The following is a 20,149-nucleotide window of genomic DNA, read 5'->3' as shown; positions in this document are numbered from 1 at the left end:
CGGGGCGCGCGAAGCGCGAGCCCGAAATCCATTTCGCCGCCGTCGCAAGCAGCCCAATGGATTCCGGGCCTGCGCCTTACGGCGCATCCCGGAATGACGACGTGGGGTAATCGTAGGGCCATCCTCAATACGACTTCGGTAACCCCAGCACCTTCTCGGCGATAAAGCTGAGAATAAGCTGCGGGCTGATCGGGGCGATGCGCGGGATCAGGGATTCCCGCAAGTAACGCTCGACGTGATATTCCTTGGCGTAACCAAAGCCGCCATGGGTCATGACGGCCTGTTCGCAGGCATGAAAGCCCGCTTCGGCCGCGAGATATTTCGCGGCATTGGCCGCCGGGCCGCACGGCATGCCCTGGTCATATTGCCAGCCGGCAGAAAGCACCATCAGCCAAGCGGCTTCCAGCTCCATCCAGTTTTTCGCGAGCGGATGCTGAATGCCCTGGTTCATGCCGATCGGACGGTTGAACACGATGCGGTTCTTGGCATAGGCCGACGCCCGCGACAGCGCGACCTGGCCGAGCCCGACGGCTTCGGCTGCGATCAGGATGCGCTCGGGATTCATGCCGTGCAGGATATACTCGAAACCGCGGCCTTCCTCGCCGAGGCGATCCTCGACCGGAATTTCAAAGTTCTCGAAGAACAATTCGTTGGAATCGACAGGCTTGCGGCCCATCTTCTCGATCTCGTGCACGGCGACGCGCTGCTTGTCGAAATCCGTATAGAACAGGCTCAAGCCCTGCGTCGGCGTCTTCACCTCTTCCAGCGGCGTGGTACGCGCCAGCAGCAGGATCTTGTTGGCAACCTGGGCCGTCGAAATCCAGACCTTCTGACCGTTGACGATGTATTTGTCGCCCTTGCGCACCGCGCGGGTCTTGAGCTGCGTGGTGTTGAGCCCGGTATTGGGTTCGGTCACCGCAAAGCAGGATTTGTCGCGGCCGTCGATGATCGGCGGCAACATGCGCGTGCATTGCTCCTTGGTGCCGAACACGACCACCGGATTGAGGCCGAACACGTTCATGTGCACCGCCGACGCGCCCGACATGCCGGCGCCGGACTCCGAAATCGTGCGCATCATGATCGCGGCATCGGTGATGCCGAGCCCCGAGCCGCCATACTCCTCGGGAATGCAGATGCCAAGCCAGCCGGCATCGGCCAGCGCGCGGTGGAAATCGGCGGGATAGCCGCCTTCCTTGTCCTTCTTCAGCCAATAGGCGTCGTCAAAGCGCGAACAGATTTTCCCGATCGCGTCGCGGATCGATTCCTGGTTGGCCGACAGCGCGAAATCCATGGTCTCGGTCCTTAGGTGTTTGATACGGTCTTGGTGACGCCGTCGCGAACCAGGGCGGCAATCTCGTCGACCGAGAAGCCCGCTTCCTGCAAGATCTCGGCGCTGTGCTCGCTCAGGCGCGGCGCCAGCCGCGTCATCTCCACCGGCGTTTCCGACCACCGCGCCGACGACCGCATGTTGCGAATCCGTCCCTCGGTCGGAGGATCGATCACGGGAGCGAAATCAGTCGCTGTTATGTGCGGGTCCTGCAGCAGGCTTTCGAGGTCATGCATCGGCATGACAGGCACGTCGGCCTTCTCGAGGATGGCGGTCCACTCGGCCGTGCTCTTGGTCTCAAGGATGCGCGCCAGTTCGGCATAGACGGTGTCGATATTGGTGGCGCGGCCGGCAAAGGTTGCGAACTTCGGATTGCTGCGCAAATCGTCGCGGCCGGTGGCATGGAAGAAATTCTCCCACTGCTTGTCGTTGTAGACGATCACGCAGATGTAGCCGTCGGAGGTCTTGTAGGGCCGCCGATCCGGCGACAGATGCCGGGCGTAGCCGCCCTTGTCGAGCGGCGGCTCATAGGTGAGCCCGCCCATGTGGTCGCCCATCACAAAGCTCGCCATGGTCTCGAACATGGGGATGTCGACGCGCTGGCCACGGCCCGTGCGGTCGCGATCCACAAGACTGGCGCAGATCGCGCCGACCGCGGTGAGCCCGACGATGCGGTCGACCAGGGCATTGGGAACATAACGCGGCACGCCATCGCCGGTCTGCGCCATCAGCGCCGGCAGCGCGGTGGCGCCCTGGATCAGATCGTCATAAGCGGGTTTGGCGGCATAAGGCCCATCCTGGCCGAAACCGAACACGCCGGCATAGATCAGGCGCGGGTTGATCTTCGAGACCACGTCGTAGCCGAGCTGCAGCCGCGCCATCGCCTGCGGGCGCACATTGTAGACCAGCACGTCGGCTTTCGCGATCAGCCGCAGCACGGCGTCGCGCCCGGCCGGCTTCTTCAGGTCAAGGCAGATGCTGCGCTTGTTGCGGTTGGTGTTGAGGAACACCGGCCCCATGCCTGGATGCCGCGTCGGCCCGATCTGCCGCGTGACGTCGCCATCATGCGATTCCACCTTTATGATGTCGGCGCCGTAGTCGCCGAGCGTCTGGGTGGCAAAGGGCCCCATCAGCACGGACGTCATGTCGACGACCTTGATGCCTTTTAGCGGTCCCATGCCCAATTCGCTCCCGGATGTGGTTATTCCCCATCTAGTAACGGCAGGGTGAAACGAAGAGCAAGGGCGTCAGGGGTATGGGCGTATGCGTGGCGAAGCTCAATACTTCCACGTCGTCCCGGCGCAGGCCGGGACCCATACGCCGTGAAGTTGCAATCGGAGGACGGAGCCTACGGCTCGGCAAAACAACGAACGACGGTGGTTATGGGTCCCGGCCTGCGCCGGGATGACACGGAATTTACCGTCTTACTTCGCCGGCTCCAACACTGAAACGTAGTTCGCCACCGCGGCGCCACCCATGTTGAAGATGCCCGCGAGTTTTGGATTCTTCAGCTGCATGCCCTCGGGCGCCTGGCCGACCAGTTGCATCGCGCTCATCACATGCATGGAGACGCCAGTGGCGCCGATCGGATGGCCCTTCGCCTTCAAACCGCCGGACGGATTGACCGGCAGCTTGCCGTCCTTTTGCGTCCAGCCTTCCTTGATGGCACGGGCGCCCTGCCCGCGCGGCGTCAGGCCCATCGCTTCATATTCGATCAGCTCAGCGACGGTGAAGCAGTCATGGGTTTCGACGAACGACAAATCGGAAAGGCTAACGCCGGCCTGCTGCAGCGCGCGCTGCCAGGCGACCGTGCAACCTTCGAACTGCAGGATGTCGCGCTTGGACATCGGCAGAAAATCCTGCGCGTGCGCGGTGGCGCGGAAATTCACCGCCTTGCCCATGGTCTTGGCGGTCTCCGAATCCGTCAGCACCAGTGCGGCCGCGCCATCCGACACCAGCGAGCAATCGGTGCGCTTCAGGGGCCCTGCGACGAACGGGTTCTTCTCACTCTCGGCACGGCAGAACTCATAGCCAAAGTCCTTGCGCATCTGCGCGTAGGGATTGGCGACGCCGTTCTTGTGGTTCTTCGCCGCGATCATTGCGAGCGCGTCGGACTGGTCGCCATATTTCTGGAAATAGCTCTGCGCGATCTTGCCGAACACCCCGGCAAAACCGCCGACGGTCTCGCCGTCCTCCGGCAGATAGGACGCCTTCAGCAGGTACTTGCCGATCTCCGGGCCCGGTGTGCGCGTCATCTGCTCGACGCCGACCACCAGCACGATCTTGGCCGCACCCGCGGCAATCGCGCGGATGCCCTGATGCACTGCGGCCGAACCGGTGGCGCAGGCGTTCTCGACCCGCGTGGTCGGCTTGAAACGCAGCTTCGGGTCGGCCTGCAGCACCAGCGAGGCGGTAAAATCCTGCGGCGAGAAGCCGGCGTTGAAATGGCCGAGCACGATTTCATCGACGTCTTCAGCGGAAATGCCGGCATCGGCCATTGCGTCGGTCGCTACCTTCACCACCAGGCTTTCAACGGTCTCCGCGTCGAACTTGCCGAATGGCGTGTGCGCCCATCCCACGATGCTGGCTGTCATGGTCGTTCTCCCTGTTCCGGTTCGGACGGTTTTGTACCCTATCGGAAAAAATACTTCACGCCGGTTTCAGCGTTTTCATCGCCCGCGCGCACATGGCTGAAATGCCGGCCCAGTTGCCGGACCGTATATCCGCCGCCGGGCAGAGCCAGGAACCGCCGACCGCCAGCACATTCGGCTCGGCCAGCCAGGTCGCCGCATTGGCTTCACCAATGCCGCCGGTCGGGCAAACCCTGATGTTCGGAAACGGACCGGCGAGCGCGCGCAGTGCCTTGATACCGCCGGACTGTTCCGCTGGGAAGAATTTGACGAGGTCGAACCCGTGCGCCAGCGCCTGCATCAGTTCGGACGCGGTCGCGATACCCGGCGCAAACGGCAGGTCGCTGGCGGCCGCAGCCTTCAACAGTTCGGGCGTCGCTCCGGGGCTAATGCCGAATTTGGCGCCGAGCGCCTCGGTTCGCTTGAGATCATCGCCGTTCAGGATGGTGCCGATCCCGACAATGGCATCCGGCACCTCAGCGATCATGGCCTTGGCGGCCTCGATCGCCACCGGCGTGCGCAGCGTCACTTCCAGCACGCGCACGCCCCCCGCAACCAGCGCCCTGGCCAGCGGCACCGCGTCTTCCACCCGCTCGATGGTCAGCACCGGTATGACGGTGGCGGACTTCACCAAAGCCGCGAGCTTTTCCTGCCTTGCTGTTACATTCACGCTCATAGGGACGCCTTGCGAGAGGTTACTGGTGTGCCAACGATATCAGGCCGGCATCGCCGTGCGCGGAATAATCGCACCGGGGTGACATACCACAACGCCGGCCAGGCGGTGCCCGGCCCGCGCGGCCTCAACTGGCCCGGCACCCGCAAGCCGTGCGGCAATGTAGGCGGCTGCAAAACTGTCGCCCGCCGCAGTGGTATCGATGACGGGTTTCGTCAGCGGCTCGGCCCGGGTCCGATGCAACGCGCCGTCGAGACGGAGGATGCTCGCGGGTTCGGAAAGTTTTAGCACGACCTCCCCGCCCGAAATGCGCGCCAGCAGGTCTTCGTTGCTAGCTTTGGGATAGAGCGGCAGCAAATCCTCGGTCGAGGCCAATACGATATCGGCGAGATTGAAGGCATCCTGATAAACGGTGCGGGCTATCTCCAGATCCGGCCAGCCGCGGGCGCGGAAGTTGGTATCAAAGGCAAAACGCGCGCCGCTTTCCCGCGCGCGCTTGATCCCCGAGAACAACCGCCCGCGACCAACGTCATTGTAAAGCGACAGCGTGATCGCCGAGAGATAAACGATGTCGTAACCCGCCAGCGAATCCAGGATATCCGCCGTCTCGGGCAAATCCATCAGGCTGCGCGCGGCGGCGCTCTCGCGCCAGTGAAAGAAACGGCGTTCGCCTTTGTCGTCGGTCTGGATCATGTAGAGGCCCGGCAATTTGCCCGGCAGCCGGGACACCCGTGCCGTACCAACGCCCTCGGCCCCCCAGCCCGCGATCATTTCATCGCTCAGCGTATCGTCGCCAAGCGCCGTGATGTAATCGACGCCGGCGCCAAGCCGAGCCAGATAGACGGCGGTATTGAGCGTGTCGCCGCCATAGCCGCGCGAAAACAGGCCGTGCTCGGCCTGCTTCAGCTCGATCATGCATTCGCCGATACAGGCTACCCTGGTCATGACCGCATCTGTACGGGATCGCGTAACCGCACGCTAGCTGGCGAACTTGCCGCCGAGCTCATCCGCGATGTGAATCCGGATAATGTCATCAAAAGTCTTCTCGGCCGTGGTGAAGCCGAGCTTGAGCGCGCGGTCGGTGACGAAATCGCGCGGCCAGCCGCTGACGATGCTGATGATGGTCGGATCCGGCACCCGCTTGATGCGCGCGGTGACGTTCTTGCCGGCGACGCGATCAAGCGCGGCGATCTGTTCGCCGACGGTCACCGACATCCCGGGCATGCTGAGATTGCGCCGCGCGCCCATCGCGTTGAGGTCCATGGTGCCGGCGTGCATGAGAAAGCCGACCGCCGATTTAGGCGAGGCGTGCCAGTGCCGCACGTCTTCGGACACCGGCAGCACCGCCTCCTCGCCCGCCAACGGCTCGCGGATGATGTTGGAGAAGAACCCGGACGCCGCCTTGTTCGGCTTGCCCGGCCGCACGCAGATCGTCGGCAGGCGGATGCTGATGCCGTCGAGCAGGCCCTTGCGGGTGTAGTCGTTGATCAGGAGTTCGCAGATCGACTTCTGGGTGCCGTAGCTCGTCAATGGCGTATGGAAGAACTCGTCGCCGATCTTTTCGGGGAACGGCGCGCCGAACACGGCGATCGAGGACGTGAATACCAGCCGCGGCTTGTAGCCGCCGCCGACAGCGCGGATTGCGTCGATCAGGTAGCGGGTGCCGTCGAGATTGATGCGATAGCCCTTGTCGAATTCGGCCTCCGCCTCGCCAGACACGATGGCGGCGAGATGGAAGATCACGTCAGGCCGTTCGGCGATCAGCGGCGCGGCGGCGTCGGCATCGGCAAAATCGGAGGCAACGACGTTGACCAGGATCGAGCTGGCCGGCTTGGTGGGCGCCACCACGTCCTGCAGCGTCATGCGGGTGATGTCTTGCTTGCCGAGGCGGCCGTCGCGCAGCAGCTGCTCGGTCAGCTTGCGGCCGACCATGCCGGCGGCACCCAGAATAAGAATGTGCAAGACCTACTCCTTTTTCATTTTTGGTCGTCCCGGCCTCGAGCCGGGACCCATACGCCGCGGCCGATGTGACTGAGACGAAATGGTTGACGACTTCGTTTCAACAATTGCTGCCGGTGGTTATGGGTCCCTGCTCCGGAGCGCAATTGCGCCCTAGGCAGGGACGACAGCGATGGCTTTTGTTATTTCTTGCTTCGGGCCCGCGCGCTCACTCTTTCACGGCTCCCGTCATGGCCGACACATAATGCTCGACGAAGAAGGCGTAAAGGATAACCAGCGGCAGCGAACCCGCCAGCGCCCCCGCCATCAGCGATCCCCAGCGATAGACGTCGCCATCGACGAATTCGTTGACGATCGCGACCGGCACCGTCTTGTTCTGCACCGAAGTCAGGAACGTGAGCGCGTAGATGAACTCGTTCCAGCACAGCGTGAAGCAGAAGATGAAGGCCGAGATCAATCCCGGGATCGCCAGCGGCAGCACGATCTTGGTCAGGATCTGCCACCGGCTGGCGCCGTCGATCAGCGCACACTCTTCCAGCTCGAACGGGATGGTCTTGAAATAGCCCATCAACAGCCAGGTCGAGAACGGGATCAGGATGGTCGGATAGGTCAGGATCAGCGCGAACGGCGTGTCGAACAGCCCATACTGGAACACCACGGTGGCGAGCGGAATGAACAGGATCGAGGGCGGCACCAGATAGGACAGGAAGATCAGCCCGCCAACCCATTGCGCGCCGCGATAGCGCAGCCGCACGATGGCGTAGGCCGCCAGCACGCTGGCGAAGATCGACAGCACGGTCGAGCAGACCGCCACGTACATCGTGTTCCACAGCCAAAGCGGATAGTAGCTTCCGAACAGCAGCTTGTGGATGTGTTTGAACGTCGGATTCCAGGTCCAGAACGGATTATAGGTGTTGAGGTCGAGCAACTGCTCGTCCGGCTTGATGGCGGTGAGCGCCATCCAGTAGAACGGGAACAACAGCACAACGACGATGATCCCGAGCGGCAGATAAAGCGTCACCAGGCGCCGCGGCAGCGACTCCAGATAGCTCATGCCGACGGTGTGATCGTCGGCAGCCGCGGTTCGCGCCGATCCCGACAACACCCCTTTGAGGTCGAGCCTCTGTGTGGGCAGATCAGTCATTGTTTTCACCTTGCTGCCACTTGCGGCGCTGCAGTCCGAACCAGGAGACCATGATCGCCGCCAGCAGGAACGGAATCATCGCATTCGAGATCGCGGCTCCCTCACCGAGAACGCCGCCGATGATCGCCCGCTGATAGGACAGCGTCGCCATCAAGTGCGTGGCATTGACCGGACCGCCGCGCGTCATCGCCCAGATCAACTGGAAATCGGTGAACGTGAACAGCACCGAGAAGGTCATTACGACGGCAATGATCGGCGTCAGCAGCGGATAGGTGATGAACCGGAACCGCTGCCAGCTGGTCGCACCATCGAGCGTCGCGGCTTCGTAAAGCGACGGCGACACCGTCTGCAGGCCGGCCAGCAGCGTGATCGCAACGAAGGGAACGCCGCGCCAGATGTTGGCGAAGATCACGCAGATCCGCGCCCAGGTCACATCGCCGAGGAAATTGATATTGTCGGTGATCAATCCCATCTGCTTCAGCGACCAGGAAATGATCGAGAACTGCGAATCGAAGATCCACCAGAACGCCAGTGCCGACAGCACCGTCGGCACGATGAAGGGGATCAGCACCAGGGCTCGCAGCATCGCCTTGAACGGCATGTTCTCGTTCAGCAGCAGCGCGAGATAAAGGCCGATCGCGAACTTGATGACACTGGCGACGGATGTGTAGAGCAGCGTGTTGAATACCGACAGCCAGAAGATCGAGTCGCCCCACAGCCATTCATAGTTTTCCAGCCCGACGAACGCGCCGGGCCTGCCGATGCGCGCGTCGGTGAACGAAATCCAGATTCCCAACCCCAGCGGATACGCCAGGAAGAGAACCAGGAACACCATTGCGGGCAGCATGAACCAGAAGCCGAGATAGTTGCGGTTGGCCTTGATCAGGTCCCACCTCGACGCCTCGCGAATCGGCCGTCTGGCAGTCCGGGGTTGGAGGGCGATGTCAGCCATTGGCAAAATCCCGCAAGTGTAACGGCCGTGGTGCCGTCTCGTCCTCGATAGCGAAGCATCCGGCAACTACGGGCGGCATTGCGTGCCGCCCGTAGTTGTTGTCATCAGCGATAGATGCGCTTCAGCTGCCGTTCGGCGATCGCAATCGCACCGGGGGCGGTCTCACGGCCGGTGCAGTAGTTCGCGAACATATCGACCACCAGGAAGTCGGCGATCGCGGTCGCGGCCTTCTCGCCGGGCGTGCCGATTCCGGAAGCGGGAAGCGCGCGCTTGCTGGCCTGACCAAACACCGCGTTCTTCGGGTCTGCCGTCCACACCGGCGAGTTGTCGTAGGCGTTCAGCGTGTGGGTCAGATAACCGCGCGCGCCGGTCAGCCACTTGTCGTAGTTTTCCTTCTCCAGCATGAAGGCGATGAAGGCCTTGGCGGCGTTCGGATACTTCGTGAACTTGAACGCCAGGATCGGGACGCACAGCTGCAATTCAGTAGGCTTACCGATTGGACCGACCGGATACAGCGCGTGATAGGTGTCCTCGGTGAGTTCTTTCTTGGTCGGGTCATCCTTGGCCGCGACATAGATCGAGATGCCGTTGGCGGTGACATAAAGTTCGCCCGACAGGTACGCCTTGTTATTGGAACCATCGTTCCACGACGCTGCGCCAGGAATGAAGGTGTCCGAAAGCGCCTTGGTGTATTCCAGCGCCTTCACCGTCTCCGGTGAGTTGATGATCACCTTGTCGTTCTTGTCGACGGTATAGGCGCCGTGACCCCAAAGGATCCAGTGCAGCCAGCCGTTGGCGTCGCCGGTCGCATGGCCGAGCGCGAAGCCCGCCGGGGTATTGTTTTTCTTGAGCGCCTTGCACAGTTCAAGGAAGCCGGGGAAGTCCTTGGGAAACTCGCTGAAGCCCGCTTTGTCCACGGCAGACTTTCGGTAAGTCATGTAGCCGCCAATGGTGGCGACCGGGATACCCAGCCAGTTGTCACCCTGCTTACAGGTAACAGCCGCCGCTTCGGTCCACCCGCCGTATTTCTTGCCGAGATAGTCGGCGACGTCGTTCAGTGGCATCACCTGGGTCGGGAACAGTTGCGGCAGCGTATGCAGGCCCCAGACGACATCCAGCCCGGAGCCGGTGTTCGCAGCTACGGACGCCTTCGGCTGCACGTCCTCGAAGGACTCGCTGAACACGTTCATCTCGGTGCCGGTCGCGGCTTTGAAGGCGGCGACCATGGCGTTGAACGCGTCGTCTTCCGCCGGCACGAAACGCTTCCAGCGCATCACCGTCAGCTTGGCGCCCGGCTCCGCCTTCCAAGGCGAGGCTTGCGCCCAGGCCTTGGCGAAATCCAGCAGTGCAGGCCCGGTCAGCGCGCCAGCCGCGGCCAGCGCAGTGCCGCCTTGAAGCAGCGAGCGGCGAGTAAAATCGTGCATCGTAGATCCTCCCCTGTGAATTTGATTTTGATTATGTTTTTAGGCGTTCAGTCGCTTTCCCGTGGTTTCGTCAAACAGATGGACGAGCGCCGGATCCGGCTTCAGCCGGATCTTGTCGCCCGGATTGAATTGATGTCGCTCGCGGAACACGGCGACGACCTGTTCGCCGCCGAGCTTGGCGAAGACCTGGGTTTCCGAGCCGGTCGGTTCGACCACCACGATCTCGGCTTCGGCGCCGTCGTCGGCGATGGTGAAATGCTCGGGCCGGACGCCGTAGACCGCCGGCTTGCCTTCGGAGTTGGCCGGTGCCGACATCAGCGGCAGCTTGACACCGTTCGGGCCTTCGAAACCGGCGCTGCCGTTCGACTTCACCTTGCCCTTGAGGAAGTTCATCGCCGGCGAACCGATAAAGCCCGCAACGAACTGATTGGCCGGCGTATCGTAGAGTTCGAGCGGCGTGCCCATCTGTTCGACAATGCCGTCATGCATCACCACGATCTTGTCGGCCATGGTCATGGCTTCGATCTGGTCGTGGGTGACGTAGACCGTCGTGGTGCGCAGGCGCTGGTGCAGTTCCTTGATTTCAGTGCGCATCGCAACCCGCAGCTTGGCGTCGAGGTTGGACAGCGGCTCGTCGAACAGGAACACTTGCGGATCGCGCACGATGGCGCGGCCCATCGCGACGCGTTGACGCTGTCCGCCGGACAACTGCCGGGGATAACGCTCGAGCAGTGGGGTCAGCGCCAGAATTTCCGCGGCGCGCTTGACGCCGGCAGATATTTCCTCAGGCTTGGCGCCGCGCAGCTTGAGCGAGAAGCCCATATTGTCGGCGACCGTCATATGCGGATAGAGCGCATAATTCTGGAACACCATCGCAATGTCGCGCTCTTTCGGCTGGACATTGTTGACCACCTTGTCGCCGATCGAAATCGTGCCTGAGGTGATGTTTTCCAGGCCCGCGAGCATCCGCAGCAAGGTCGACTTGCCGCAACCGGAGGGGCCGACGAGCACGACGAACTCGCCGTCCTCGATCGGAATCGAAACGCCGTGCAAAACCTCAAAATTACCGAACGACTTTCGCACGTCGCGAATCTGTACCGACGACATCGGACTTCTCTCCCCTCATTTTCTGTTTTCTGACGCCATCGGACGGAGGCCGGCGCCACGCTGTCTTGTTCGACTCTAATGCCATCCAGCCGAATTCAGCCAAGCATTATCATCCGCAGTTTGGCGGTTTTTAGCAATGCGATGGTAGCGCTGTCAATAATTGTTCATTTGTCTGGTTTCTTATGGTAAGAGCGCGGAATGGCACGAAAACCGACGAAGTCTGGCAAAATCCGCCTCACCGAGGTCGCCAAGCTGGCTGGCGTGTCGCCAATCACCGCATCCCGCTTCTTCAGAAACCCGGATGCGCTGTCGCTCGCCAAACGCGAACGCGTCGACAGCGCGGTGAAGGAACTGGGCTATGTGCCCAATTTGGCGGCGCGCGCGCTGGCCTCGCATCGCACCGAAGTCATCGGCGTCGTGATTCCGTCTTTGACCAACAGCGTGTTCGCCGACGTCTTGCGTGGCATTTACGATTCGACCGAGCAGAGCCGCTACAGCATCCAGTTGACCAATACGCGCTACAGCATCCTGCAGGAAGAGAAGATGCTGCGGCTGTTCCGGGCGCAGAAGCCGGCCGGATTGATCGTGACCGGCATCAACCAGACCGCGGAATCCCGCGTCATCCTGGAGACCATGGATTGCCCGGTCGCGCAGATCATGGAGATCGGGGACAGCCCGGTCGACATGATGATCGGCTTTTCGCATTACGACGCCGGTTTTGCGGCTATTTCGCATATTCTCGAGCAAGGGCGCCGGCGCATCGGCTTCCTCGGCGCGCGGATGGATCCCCGCGTCCAGCGGCGGTTCGACGGCTATCGCGACGCCATGAAGGCGGCCTCGCTGTTCGATCCAAACCTCGTCGTCACGACGACGGTGCCGACCACCGTGACGCTTGGCGGTACGCTGTTCGCCGATCTCATTGCGAAGACGCCTGATATCGACGCGGTGTTCTGCGTCAATGACGACCTTGCGCTCGGCGTGCTGTTCGAATGCCAGCGCCGCCAGATATCGGTTCCCGGCGAGATGGCGATTGTCGGCTTCAACGATCTGGAATTCATGGCCTCCGCCGTCCCCTCGCTCACCAGCGTGCGGACCAATCGCTACGAGATGGGCCGTCACGCCATCACCATGGTGATCGACGCGATCGAGGGCCGCCGGCCGCGGGAACCGGTCCTCGACCTTGGTTTTCAACTCATGATCCGCGAAAGTTCGACGCCGCAGACGGCTTGAAAGCCTTGTGTCACACGGCTCATGCAGGGTTGCACAGAAAATGGTAGCGCTGTCTTTTGGCGCGAACTAGGATCGAAAAAGAGAGTCAGGAATTGGATGCGCGGCCGCGTTTGCAGCGGATGAAATTTTGAGCATGGTGGAAACCGCTGCCGTGATTTGAGCCGCCCTAAGCAGTTTGCAGTGCGGGAGGAACCAATGAAAAAAAATGACAATAATGGTGCCAGCAATGGCAAGGGACGGAAGCTTCGCTCCCTTGAGTGGTTTAACAACCCGCACAATCCGGGGATGACCGCGCTCTATCTGGAGCGCTATCTCAATTACGGCCTGACCCGGGAAGAATTGCAGTCCGGCAAGCCGATCATCGGCATCGCGCAGACCGGTAATGATCTGTCGCCGTGCAACCGCCACCATCTCGAACTGGCGCACCGGGTGCGCGAGGGCATCCGTATGGCCGGCGGGATTGCGATGGAATTCCCGGTGCATCCGATCCAGGAAACCGGCAAGCGCCCGACCGCGGCGCTCGACCGCAACCTCGCCTATCTCGGGTTGGTCGAAATCCTGTTCGGCTACCCGCTCGATGGCGTGGTGCTGACCACCGGCTGCGACAAGACCACCCCGGCCTGCCTGATGGCGGCAGCGACCGTCAATCTGCCCGCTATCGTGCTCTCGGGCGGCCCGATGCTGAACGGCTGGTTCAACGGTGAGCGCACCGGATCCGGCACCATCGTCTGGAAGCAACGCGAACGGCTTGCCGCCGGCGAGATCGACTACAACGAATTCATCGAGATCGTGTCCTCCTCCGCGCCGTCGGTCGGCCATTGCAACACCATGGGCACGGCCTCGACGATGAACTCGCTGGCCGAGGCGCTCGGCATGTCGCTGCCGGGCTGCGCGGCGATTCCCGCTCCCTACCGCGAGCGCGGCCAGATCGCCTACGAAACCGGAAAGCGGATCGTCGAGATGGTCTGGGAGGACCTCAAGCCGTCCGACATCCTGACCCGTGAGGCGTTCGAGAACTGCATCGTGGTAAACTCGGCGATCGGCGGCTCGACCAACGCGCCGATCCACATCAACGCGCTGGCGCGCCACATCGGCGTCGAGCTCTCGATCGATGACTGGCAGAAACACGGCCACGAAATCCCGATGCTGGTGAACCTGCAGCCGGCCGGCTTCTATCTCGGCGAGGAATTTCACCGCGCTGGCGGCGTGCCGACGGTGGTTCGCGAATTGATGGCGCACAAGAAAATCCATGAAGCCGTCAAAACGGTCAACGGCCGCACCATGGGCGAGAATTGCAGCACAGCGACAAAACCCGATGGCGACGTGATCTGGAACTACGACAAGCCGCTGGTCAAGGAGGCCGGCTTCCTGGTGTTGCGCGGCAATCTGTTCGATTCCGCGATCATGAAGACCAGCGTGATCTCCAAGGAATTCCGTGACCGCTATCTCAGCAACGCCAAGGACCTGAACGCGTTCGAGGGCCGCGCCATCGTGTTCGAGGGCCCGGAGGACTATCACGAGCGGATCGATGATCCCTCGCTCAATATCGACGAGCACTGCGTGCTGTTCATCCGCGGCGCCGGCCCGATCGGTTATCCCGGCGGCGCCGAAGTCGTGAACATGCAGCCGCCGGCGGCGCTGATCAAACGCGGCATCCTGGCCCTGCCCTGCATCGGCGACGGCCGGCAATCCGGCACCTCGGGCTCGCCGTCGATTCTTAATGCCTCGCCGGAAGCCGCCGCCAGCGGCGGACTCGCGATCTTGAAGACCGGCGACAAGGTCCGCATCGACCTCAACAAGGGCTCGGCGAACATCCTCATTTCGGATGCGGAACTGAAGCAGCGTCACGCCGACCTCAAGGCGGGCGGCGGCTTCAAATACCCGGCGCACCAGACGCCGTGGCAGGAACTCTATCGCTCGACCGTCGGCCAGCAGGCCACCGGCGCCTGCATGGAACTCGCCACGCGCTATCAGGACATCGCAGGCACGGTCGGTGTGGCGCGGGATAATCATTAGGCAATAACCCCGTCATTGCGAGCGCAGCGAAGCAATCCATAGTGCGACATACGCGGTTGGATGGATTGCTTCGTCGCTTCGCTCCTCGCAATGACGAAAGGAACAAGAAGGAAACCAAAAATGTCTGATCGATTGAAGGGAAAGCGCGCTGTCGTCACCGCCGCGGCGGCCGGCATTGGCCGCGCCTGCGCAATCGCATTCGCGCGCGAAGGCGCAACTGTCATGGCCACCGACATCAATGAAAGCGGCATCGCCACCCTGGGCAAGGAAGGCGTCGCCGAGACGGCTCGGCTCGACGTTCGCAGCACCGCCGACGTCGACGCCTTCGCCAGGCGCGTTGGAAAGATCGACATCCTGCTCAATGCCGCGGGCTTCGTGCACCACGGAACCATCATGGAGTGTTCCGAAGAAGACTGGGATTTCTCGTTCGACCTCAACGTCAAATCCATGCACCGGACCATCAAGGCGTTTTTGCCAGCCATGATGGCAGGCGGCGGCGGCAGCATCGTCAACATCTCGTCCTGCGCGGCGCTCCGGCCACCGGCCAACCGGTATGTCTATAGTGCGTCCAAGGCGGCGGTTTCGCTGCTCACGCGCGCGGTAGCGCTCGACTTCATCAATCAGGGCATCCGTTGCAACAGCATCTGCCCCGGCACCGTGGAGACGCCTTCGATGCTCGATCGCGCGGCCGCCGCTGGCCCGGATGGACGCGAGAAGTTCGTTGCCCGCCAGAAGATGGGCCGCCTCGGTACCGCAGAGGAAATCGCGGCCATGGCGATCTATCTTGGGAGCGACGAAAGCGCATTCACCACCGGCGTCGACCTCGTCGTCGATGGCGGCTACATGCTCTAACGGCCACGCGATCAAGGGATTCCAGCATGAACAAGATCGATCTGAACGGCCGCTGCGCGATCGTTACCGGTGGCGCGCAGGGTTTTGGGCGCGCGATCGCCGAACGCTTTGTGGCGTCCGGCGCCAAGGTGGCGATCTGGGACCATGACCTGCCGTTTGCGGAAAAAACCGCGAAGGAGATCGGCGAGAATGTCAGCGCGTTCAAGGTCGACGTCTCCGACCTCGCCGCCGTCGAGAACTCCCGCGATGCGACGCTGAAGGCGTTCGGCAAGATCGACATCCTGGTCAACAATGCCGGCATCGCCGGTATCAACAAGACGGTGTGGGAAACCGACCTCGACGAATGGCGCAAGGTGATGCGCATCAATCTCGACGGCCCCTTCATCTGCTGCAAGGCCGTGGTGCCGGCGATGCTCGCCAACAAATACGGCCGCATCATCAACATCGCCTCGATTGCCGGCAAGGAAGGCAATCCCAACGCCGCGCATTATTCGGCGTCCAAGGCCGGCCTGATCGCGCTGACGAAATCGCTCGGCAAGGAACTGGCGGCGCACGACATCCTGGTCAACGCCGTGACGCCGGCCGCCGCCAAGACCGCGATCTTCGACCAGCTCACGCAGCAGCATATCGACTTCATGCTGTCGAAAATCCCGAAGGCCCGCTTCGTGCTGGTGGAAGAACTCGCCGCCATGGTGGCCTGGCTGGCATCGGAAGACTGCGCCTTCTCGACCGGCGCGGTGTTCGACATCTCCGGCGGACGCGCGACGTATTGATATGGGCACGATCCGGGAAGGCGGATGCCTGTGCGGCGCAGTCCGGTTCAAGACCGACGGCGAGCCGGTCAATATCCGGATCTGCCACTGCCGCAACTGCCAGAAGTCGATGGGATCGCCGTTCTTTGCCCGCGCGCTGTTCGACCAGCGCGCGCTGACGGTCGAGGGCGACACTGCGGGTTATTTATCCTCGGACGCACTCGACCGGATGTTCTGCAGGGCCTGCGGCACCCGGCTGTTTTCCCGGCGGACCAACGGCACGGTGGTTGGCGTCGCGCTTGCCGCCTTCGACGACCGCAACGCCTTTGCGCCGACCGAGCACATCTGGGTCTCGGAAAAGATCGATTGGGTACGGCTCGACGACGGCCTGCCGCAATACCAGGAGACGGTTCCCCAGTGACGCCGACGTGCTAGGCTGAGCCCAGCACAGCGCGTGAATCGGGGCCGATCGATTGAACATCTCATTGTACGCCATATCGGTCTGGGTACTGCCGGTCCTGCTCGCCATCACCCTGCATGAGGCCGCCCACGCCTTTGCCGCCTATCGCCTCGGCGACAACACGGCCTGGCAACTCGGCCGGGTCAGCCTCAACCCCTTCAAGCATATCGACCCGTTCGGGACCGTCATTCTCCCCGGATTGCTGCTGCTTTCGCATTCGCCGTTCCTGTTCGGCTACGCCAAGCCCGTGCCGGTGAATTTCCGCAATTTGAACCATCCCCGGCTCGACATGGTCTGGGTGGCGCTGGCGGGCCCGGCCACCAACATCGTCCTGGCCGTGTTGGTAGCCCTTGCCTTCCATATCATGCCCCTGGTGCCCGCGAATGCGGCGCAATGGACCGCGGACAACCTCAAAAATGCGTTCCTGATCAACATCGTGCTGGCGATCTTCAACATGCTGCCGATCCCGCCGCTGGATGGCGGGAGGGTCGCGGTGGGGCTGCTGCCGCGGGTGCTGGCTTACCCGCTGTCGCGGCTGGAACCCTATGGCATGCTGATCCTGATCGGCCTGCTGATCCTGCTGCCGATCCTGGGCAGCCAGCTCGGCCTAAATCTTGATGTTATTTCGGCAATACTGCGGACACTGACCGGCTATGTGATCCGTGCGCTTCTCTTTATCACGGGCAACGCATAAACCTGAGATAGAGAACGCCGGACAAGGAGGAGTTGGCTTGGAGCCATGGTGATCAAAGCCGCCGATATGTTGATCGCACGACGCGCCGACACCCGCGCGAGGGCGGATTTTGCCACCTGGAGAATGCTCGCCAAGCTTAACGGCGCTTCCGCCCTGCCCGCCGAGGCGCAAGGTTTTCTCGTCAGCTACAAGCAGCTGCTCGAGAAAATGACGGATGCGGATGCTTCCGAGGCTACCATCCAGCTCATGTACAAGAGCTATTATGCGGAGATGGGCGGCGCCGGAACCGCACCGGAAATCCCCGCACGCTCCGCCGATGCCCCGGCCGACACCGGCAACGTCACCGCCTTTCGCCGGCCGCCTGCCAAGCCAAAGGTCGCCGCATCAGGACCACAGGCAAAACCGCGGCTTCCGGTGGCGCTGATCTTTGCGTGCCTTGTCGTCGTCTATGTCGGCATCCGCTATTACTGGCGATAGCCCGACCCTCGCGCAAGAAAGCGAAATGAGCAACGACGCAGATCCGCTTGCACAGTTCGGGATCGACGCGGTCGATCTCAGATGGACGTTGCGGGACATTGCCGGAAGGCGATCGTTCAACAAGGATCATTTGGCGAAGCTGATCGAGCTTGGCCTCGTCGCAATGCGCGGAGACGCTCCGTACCTGACGCCAATCGGGCAGAATGCGGCATGGGGGAAAGAGAGCTGACCGTGGCGCCGCATACGTTGCAGGCGTAACGCGTGATTGCCGGGATGACGGTGACCTTCGCTGCCGTACGATGCCTCCGGGCTACGGCTTTCTATTCCAGGGCGGGATGATTTTGAATCTGGCGCTGATCGACGCGATACGTCTTCGCGACATTTTCGCGTTTCAGTGGCATGCAGCGCCGGCGCGTGCGCCGAATTCACCGCGACATGGAATATTCCCTTCACGAACGATCCATCGCAACAGCTAGGCGGCGAACACGATGCCGGGCATAATGGCTCGGCGAGTTTTGCAAAACATTCAAAATATCCTTGCAAAAATATCCTTGAACGATTCCTTGGAGGGGAAATGAAGCGATCCATTGCAGCTTTGGTGATGACCACGAGCCTGGTATTTGCAGGGGGAGCGTTTGCGCAAACGCTCGACAAGGTCGTCAAGGTCGGAAGCCTCGGAGATCAATCCGGCCTGTACGCCGACATCGGCGGCCCCGGCTCCAGCGTCGCCGCGCAGATGGCGATCGACGATTCCGGTTTGCTGGCGAAAGGCTGGAAGATCGAACTGATCTCGGCGGATCACCAGAACAAGCCTGATGTCGGCGTCAACATCGGCAAGCAGTGGATCGACGTCGAGAAGGTCGACGTGTTCGTCGATCTCGCCAGCTCCGGCGTCGGCCTTGCGATCTCCAACCTTGCCAAGGACAAGAACGTCGTCAATTTGAACTCCGGTTCGGCGTCGTCGGATCTGACCGGCGCGCAATGCTCGCCGAACACGATTCACTGGGTCTACGACACCTGGATGCTGGCCAACGGCACCGGCAAGGCGCTGGTCAAGTCCGGCGGCGACAGCTGGTTCTTCCTGACGGCGGACTACGCCTTCGGTCACGCGCTCGAACGCGATACGGCGGCGGTCGTCACCGCCAACGGCGGCAAGGTGCTCGGCGGCGTCAAGCATCCGCTCAACAATGCCGACTTCTCCTCTTTCCTGCTGCAGGCGCAGAGCTCGAAGGCGAAGATCATCGGCCTTGCCAATGCCGGCGGCGACACCACCAACTCGATCAAGCAGGCGGCGGAGTTCGGCATCGTCTCCGGCGGGCAGAAGCTCGCGGGCATGCTGATGTTCATCACCGACGTTCACGCGCTCGGGCTGAAGGTCGCGCAGGGCCTGAACTTCACCGAGACGTTCTATTGGGACGCCAACGACAAGACCCGGGCCTTCACCAAGCGCTTCAACGAAAAGTACAAGAAAGGCCCGCCCACCATGGTGCAGGCCGGCGTCTATTCCTCGCTGATCCATTACTTCAAGGCGCTGGAAGCCCTCGGCGGCAACCCGCATGACGGCCGCGCGGTGGTCGCCAAGATGAAGGAAATGCCGAGCGACGACGACCTGTTCGGCAAGGGTACGGTCCGTGCCGACGGCCGCAAGATCCATCCGGCCTATCTGTTCGAGGTGAAGAAGCCGGCGGATTCGAAATATCCGTGGGACTACTACAACCTCGTCGCCACCATCCCGGCCGAGGAAGCCTTCATTCCGCTCGACAAGAGCGTCTGCCCGTTGTTGAAGAAGACCTGATCCGGCGGATCGTCCCAAGTGCAAAATGCCGGCGAGAAATCGCCGGCATTTTGTTGGGCGATCGGTTGGCCCCTTCCCGCGCGACGGCGTAAAACAGGTCTGTCGCGAGATGTACTGGATTCAATTTTCCCTATTCGTCGTCCCGGCGAACGCCGGGACCCATACGCCGCGGCAGTCATTGTTTGCAGAAGGTCTCTAACGCCACCGCTCTTACCGATGGGCCGCGGCGTATGGGTCCCGGCGTTCGCCGGGACGACGGCGGTGTTTGTGGTTGCACAATCATCCAAAACGCGCCTTCGCATTCTCGCGACGCATTGCGCCCGAGCTTTGCCAGAAATTTCCTTGCCCTCGAAAACAGAGGGCGCAGGGAAGACCGGGTGCGCGCTGCACCCGCGGTCCCGTGTGCGGTTTGCACTAAATAGATTGCACACGAGCATACAGGGCAGCGGAGAACACCCGGCCTTCCCTGCGCAATGGCTTTACGGCTTATGCCGTGATCTCCCCGGAGACGAGTTCTTGGTTGACTCCGTCACCGCCGGTTCAGCTTGCGCCTAGCCGACGGCTTGACGCCTGCAACGGGCGCCAGGACCACACGGTTTTGCCGTACGCTTAGTCCACGCCATCGTCTCAGCGTAAACCAGCGTCCACCGCAACCCG

Annotated in this window: 19 protein-coding genes; 9 read left to right on the top strand and 10 right to left on the bottom strand. The window is 62.0% G+C overall.

What is annotated here, in order from left to right; genetic code table 11:
- Nucleotides 1-124 precede the first annotated feature (124 nt).
- From JQ629_RS11955 to JQ629_RS11910, 10 genes are all read right to left on the bottom strand, one after another.
- Entirely contained in the window at nucleotides 125-1,291 is a 1,167-nt protein-coding gene (locus JQ629_RS11955; RefSeq protein WP_192739714.1) for an acyl-CoA dehydrogenase family protein, read from the bottom strand.
- 11 nt (nucleotides 1,292-1,302) lie between these two features.
- Entirely contained in the window at nucleotides 1,303-2,505 is a 1,203-nt protein-coding gene (locus tag JQ629_RS11950; protein ID WP_212412839.1) for a CaiB/BaiF CoA transferase family protein, read from the bottom strand.
- Between the two features lie 246 nt (nucleotides 2,506-2,751).
- Entirely contained in the window at nucleotides 2,752-3,921 is a 1,170-nt protein-coding gene (locus tag JQ629_RS11945; RefSeq protein WP_212412838.1) for an acetyl-CoA acetyltransferase, read from the bottom strand.
- Nucleotides 3,922-3,976: 55 nt separating this feature from the next.
- Complete coding sequence (gene eda, locus JQ629_RS11940; protein ID WP_349631257.1) at nucleotides 3,977-4,627, bottom strand: bifunctional 4-hydroxy-2-oxoglutarate aldolase/2-dehydro-3-deoxy-phosphogluconate aldolase; 651 nt, start codon at nucleotides 4,625-4,627, stop codon at nucleotides 3,977-3,979.
- A gap of 45 nt (nucleotides 4,628-4,672) precedes the next feature.
- Entirely contained in the window at nucleotides 4,673-5,575 is a 903-nt protein-coding gene (locus tag JQ629_RS11935) for a sugar kinase (protein ID WP_212412836.1), read from the bottom strand.
- Nucleotides 5,576-5,608: 33 nt separating this feature from the next.
- Entirely contained in the window at nucleotides 5,609-6,592 is a 984-nt protein-coding gene (gene denD / locus JQ629_RS11930; protein WP_212412835.1) for a D-erythronate dehydrogenase, read from the bottom strand.
- A 205-nt stretch (nucleotides 6,593-6,797) separates the two neighbouring features.
- Nucleotides 6,798-7,733, bottom strand: coding sequence for a carbohydrate ABC transporter permease (locus JQ629_RS11925; protein ID WP_212270308.1), 936 nt, complete (start codon nucleotides 7,731-7,733; stop codon nucleotides 6,798-6,800).
- A complete protein-coding gene (locus JQ629_RS11920; protein ID WP_212270309.1) occupies nucleotides 7,726-8,685 on the bottom strand; it encodes a carbohydrate ABC transporter permease in 960 nt (319 codons plus the stop codon). The genes JQ629_RS11925 and JQ629_RS11920 overlap by 8 nt, the downstream gene beginning before the upstream one ends.
- Nucleotides 8,686-8,789: 104 nt before the next feature.
- Nucleotides 8,790-10,109, bottom strand: a complete 1,320-nt coding sequence (locus JQ629_RS11915) for an ABC transporter substrate-binding protein (RefSeq protein WP_212412834.1) — start codon at nucleotides 10,107-10,109, stop codon at nucleotides 8,790-8,792.
- A 39-nt stretch (nucleotides 10,110-10,148) separates the two neighbouring features.
- Nucleotides 10,149-11,216, bottom strand: coding sequence for an ABC transporter ATP-binding protein (locus tag JQ629_RS11910; RefSeq protein WP_212412833.1), 1,068 nt, complete (start codon nucleotides 11,214-11,216; stop codon nucleotides 10,149-10,151).
- A gap of 198 nt (nucleotides 11,217-11,414) precedes the next feature.
- Between JQ629_RS11910 and gntR the strand changes: the two genes are divergently transcribed.
- The 9 genes from gntR (at nucleotide 11,415) to JQ629_RS11865 (ending at nucleotide 19,492) form a co-directional block, all read left to right on the top strand.
- On the top strand, nucleotides 11,415-12,446 hold the full coding sequence (gene gntR / locus JQ629_RS11905) for an HTH-type transcriptional regulator GntR (RefSeq protein WP_212270311.1): 1,032 nt from the start codon (nucleotides 11,415-11,417) through the stop codon (nucleotides 12,444-12,446).
- Nucleotides 12,447-12,641: 195 nt separating this feature from the next.
- A complete protein-coding gene (locus tag JQ629_RS11900) occupies nucleotides 12,642-14,462 on the top strand; it encodes an IlvD/Edd family dehydratase (RefSeq protein WP_212412832.1) in 1,821 nt (606 codons plus the stop codon).
- A gap of 120 nt (nucleotides 14,463-14,582) precedes the next feature.
- Nucleotides 14,583-15,314 carry an SDR family oxidoreductase gene (locus JQ629_RS11895; RefSeq protein ID WP_212412831.1) on the top strand — a complete coding sequence of 244 codons (732 nt, stop codon included), beginning with the start codon at nucleotides 14,583-14,585 and terminating at the stop codon, nucleotides 15,312-15,314.
- Nucleotides 15,315-15,340: 26 nt separating this feature from the next.
- Nucleotides 15,341-16,087: an SDR family NAD(P)-dependent oxidoreductase gene (locus tag JQ629_RS11890; RefSeq protein WP_212412830.1), complete on the top strand. Its 747-nt coding sequence runs from the start codon at nucleotides 15,341-15,343 to the stop codon at nucleotides 16,085-16,087.
- Between the two features lies 1 nt (nucleotide 16,088).
- Nucleotides 16,089-16,487 carry a GFA family protein gene (locus JQ629_RS11885; RefSeq protein WP_212412829.1) on the top strand — a complete coding sequence of 133 codons (399 nt, stop codon included), beginning with the start codon at nucleotides 16,089-16,091 and terminating at the stop codon, nucleotides 16,485-16,487.
- A gap of 52 nt (nucleotides 16,488-16,539) precedes the next feature.
- On the top strand, nucleotides 16,540-17,220 hold the full coding sequence (locus JQ629_RS11880) for a site-2 protease family protein (protein ID WP_212034184.1): 681 nt from the start codon (nucleotides 16,540-16,542) through the stop codon (nucleotides 17,218-17,220).
- Nucleotides 17,221-17,265: 45 nt separating this feature from the next.
- Entirely contained in the window at nucleotides 17,266-17,697 is a 432-nt protein-coding gene (locus JQ629_RS11875) for a hypothetical protein (protein WP_249135001.1), read from the top strand.
- Nucleotides 17,698-17,722: 25 nt separating this feature from the next.
- The gene (locus JQ629_RS11870) at nucleotides 17,723-17,926 is read left to right on the top strand and encodes a hypothetical protein (RefSeq protein ID WP_212270317.1); all 204 of its coding nucleotides are present in this window, start codon (nucleotides 17,723-17,725) and stop codon (nucleotides 17,924-17,926) included.
- Between the two features lie 345 nt (nucleotides 17,927-18,271).
- A complete protein-coding gene (locus JQ629_RS11865) occupies nucleotides 18,272-19,492 on the top strand; it encodes an ABC transporter substrate-binding protein (protein WP_212412828.1) in 1,221 nt (406 codons plus the stop codon).
- The last annotated feature ends 657 nt before the right edge of the window (nucleotides 19,493-20,149 follow it).

Origin of the sequence: Bradyrhizobium sp. AUGA SZCCT0222 (assembly GCF_018130205.1) — a bacterium.
Lineage (GTDB): Bacteria > Pseudomonadota > Alphaproteobacteria > Rhizobiales > Xanthobacteraceae > Bradyrhizobium.
This window is presented reverse-complemented; position numbering and strand designations above follow the sequence as displayed.

Excerpts from the sequence above, each read along its gene's own strand:
- JQ629_RS11935 (WP_212412836.1), bottom strand. The coding sequence starts at position 5,575 with ATGACCAGGGTAGCCTGTATCGGCGAATGCATGATCGAGCTGAAGCAG.
- JQ629_RS11900 (WP_212412832.1), top strand. The coding sequence starts at position 12,642 with ATGAAAAAAAATGACAATAATGGTGCCAGCAATGGCAAGGGACGGAAG.
- JQ629_RS11945 (WP_212412838.1), bottom strand. The coding sequence starts at position 3,921 with ATGACAGCCAGCATCGTGGGATGGGCGCACACGCCATTCGGCAAGTTC.
- JQ629_RS11870 (WP_212270317.1), top strand. The coding sequence starts at position 17,723 with ATGAGCAACGACGCAGATCCGCTTGCACAGTTCGGGATCGACGCGGTC.
- gntR (WP_212270311.1), top strand. The coding sequence starts at position 11,415 with ATGGCACGAAAACCGACGAAGTCTGGCAAAATCCGCCTCACCGAGGTC.
- JQ629_RS11865 (WP_212412828.1), top strand. The coding sequence starts at position 18,272 with ATGAAGCGATCCATTGCAGCTTTGGTGATGACCACGAGCCTGGTATTT.
- JQ629_RS11890 (WP_212412830.1), top strand. The coding sequence starts at position 15,341 with ATGAACAAGATCGATCTGAACGGCCGCTGCGCGATCGTTACCGGTGGC.
- JQ629_RS11955 (WP_192739714.1), bottom strand. The coding sequence starts at position 1,291 with ATGGATTTCGCGCTGTCGGCCAACCAGGAATCGATCCGCGACGCGATC.
- JQ629_RS11875 (WP_249135001.1), top strand. The coding sequence starts at position 17,266 with ATGGTGATCAAAGCCGCCGATATGTTGATCGCACGACGCGCCGACACC.
- JQ629_RS11915 (WP_212412834.1), bottom strand. The coding sequence starts at position 10,109 with ATGCACGATTTTACTCGCCGCTCGCTGCTTCAAGGCGGCACTGCGCTG.
- JQ629_RS11895 (WP_212412831.1), top strand. The coding sequence starts at position 14,583 with ATGTCTGATCGATTGAAGGGAAAGCGCGCTGTCGTCACCGCCGCGGCG.
- JQ629_RS11925 (WP_212270308.1), bottom strand. The coding sequence starts at position 7,733 with ATGACTGATCTGCCCACACAGAGGCTCGACCTCAAAGGGGTGTTGTCG.
- JQ629_RS11950 (WP_212412839.1), bottom strand. The coding sequence starts at position 2,505 with ATGGGACCGCTAAAAGGCATCAAGGTCGTCGACATGACGTCCGTGCTG.
- JQ629_RS11910 (WP_212412833.1), bottom strand. The coding sequence starts at position 11,216 with ATGTCGTCGGTACAGATTCGCGACGTGCGAAAGTCGTTCGGTAATTTT.
- JQ629_RS11885 (WP_212412829.1), top strand. The coding sequence starts at position 16,089 with ATGGGCACGATCCGGGAAGGCGGATGCCTGTGCGGCGCAGTCCGGTTC.
- JQ629_RS11920 (WP_212270309.1), bottom strand. The coding sequence starts at position 8,685 with ATGGCTGACATCGCCCTCCAACCCCGGACTGCCAGACGGCCGATTCGC.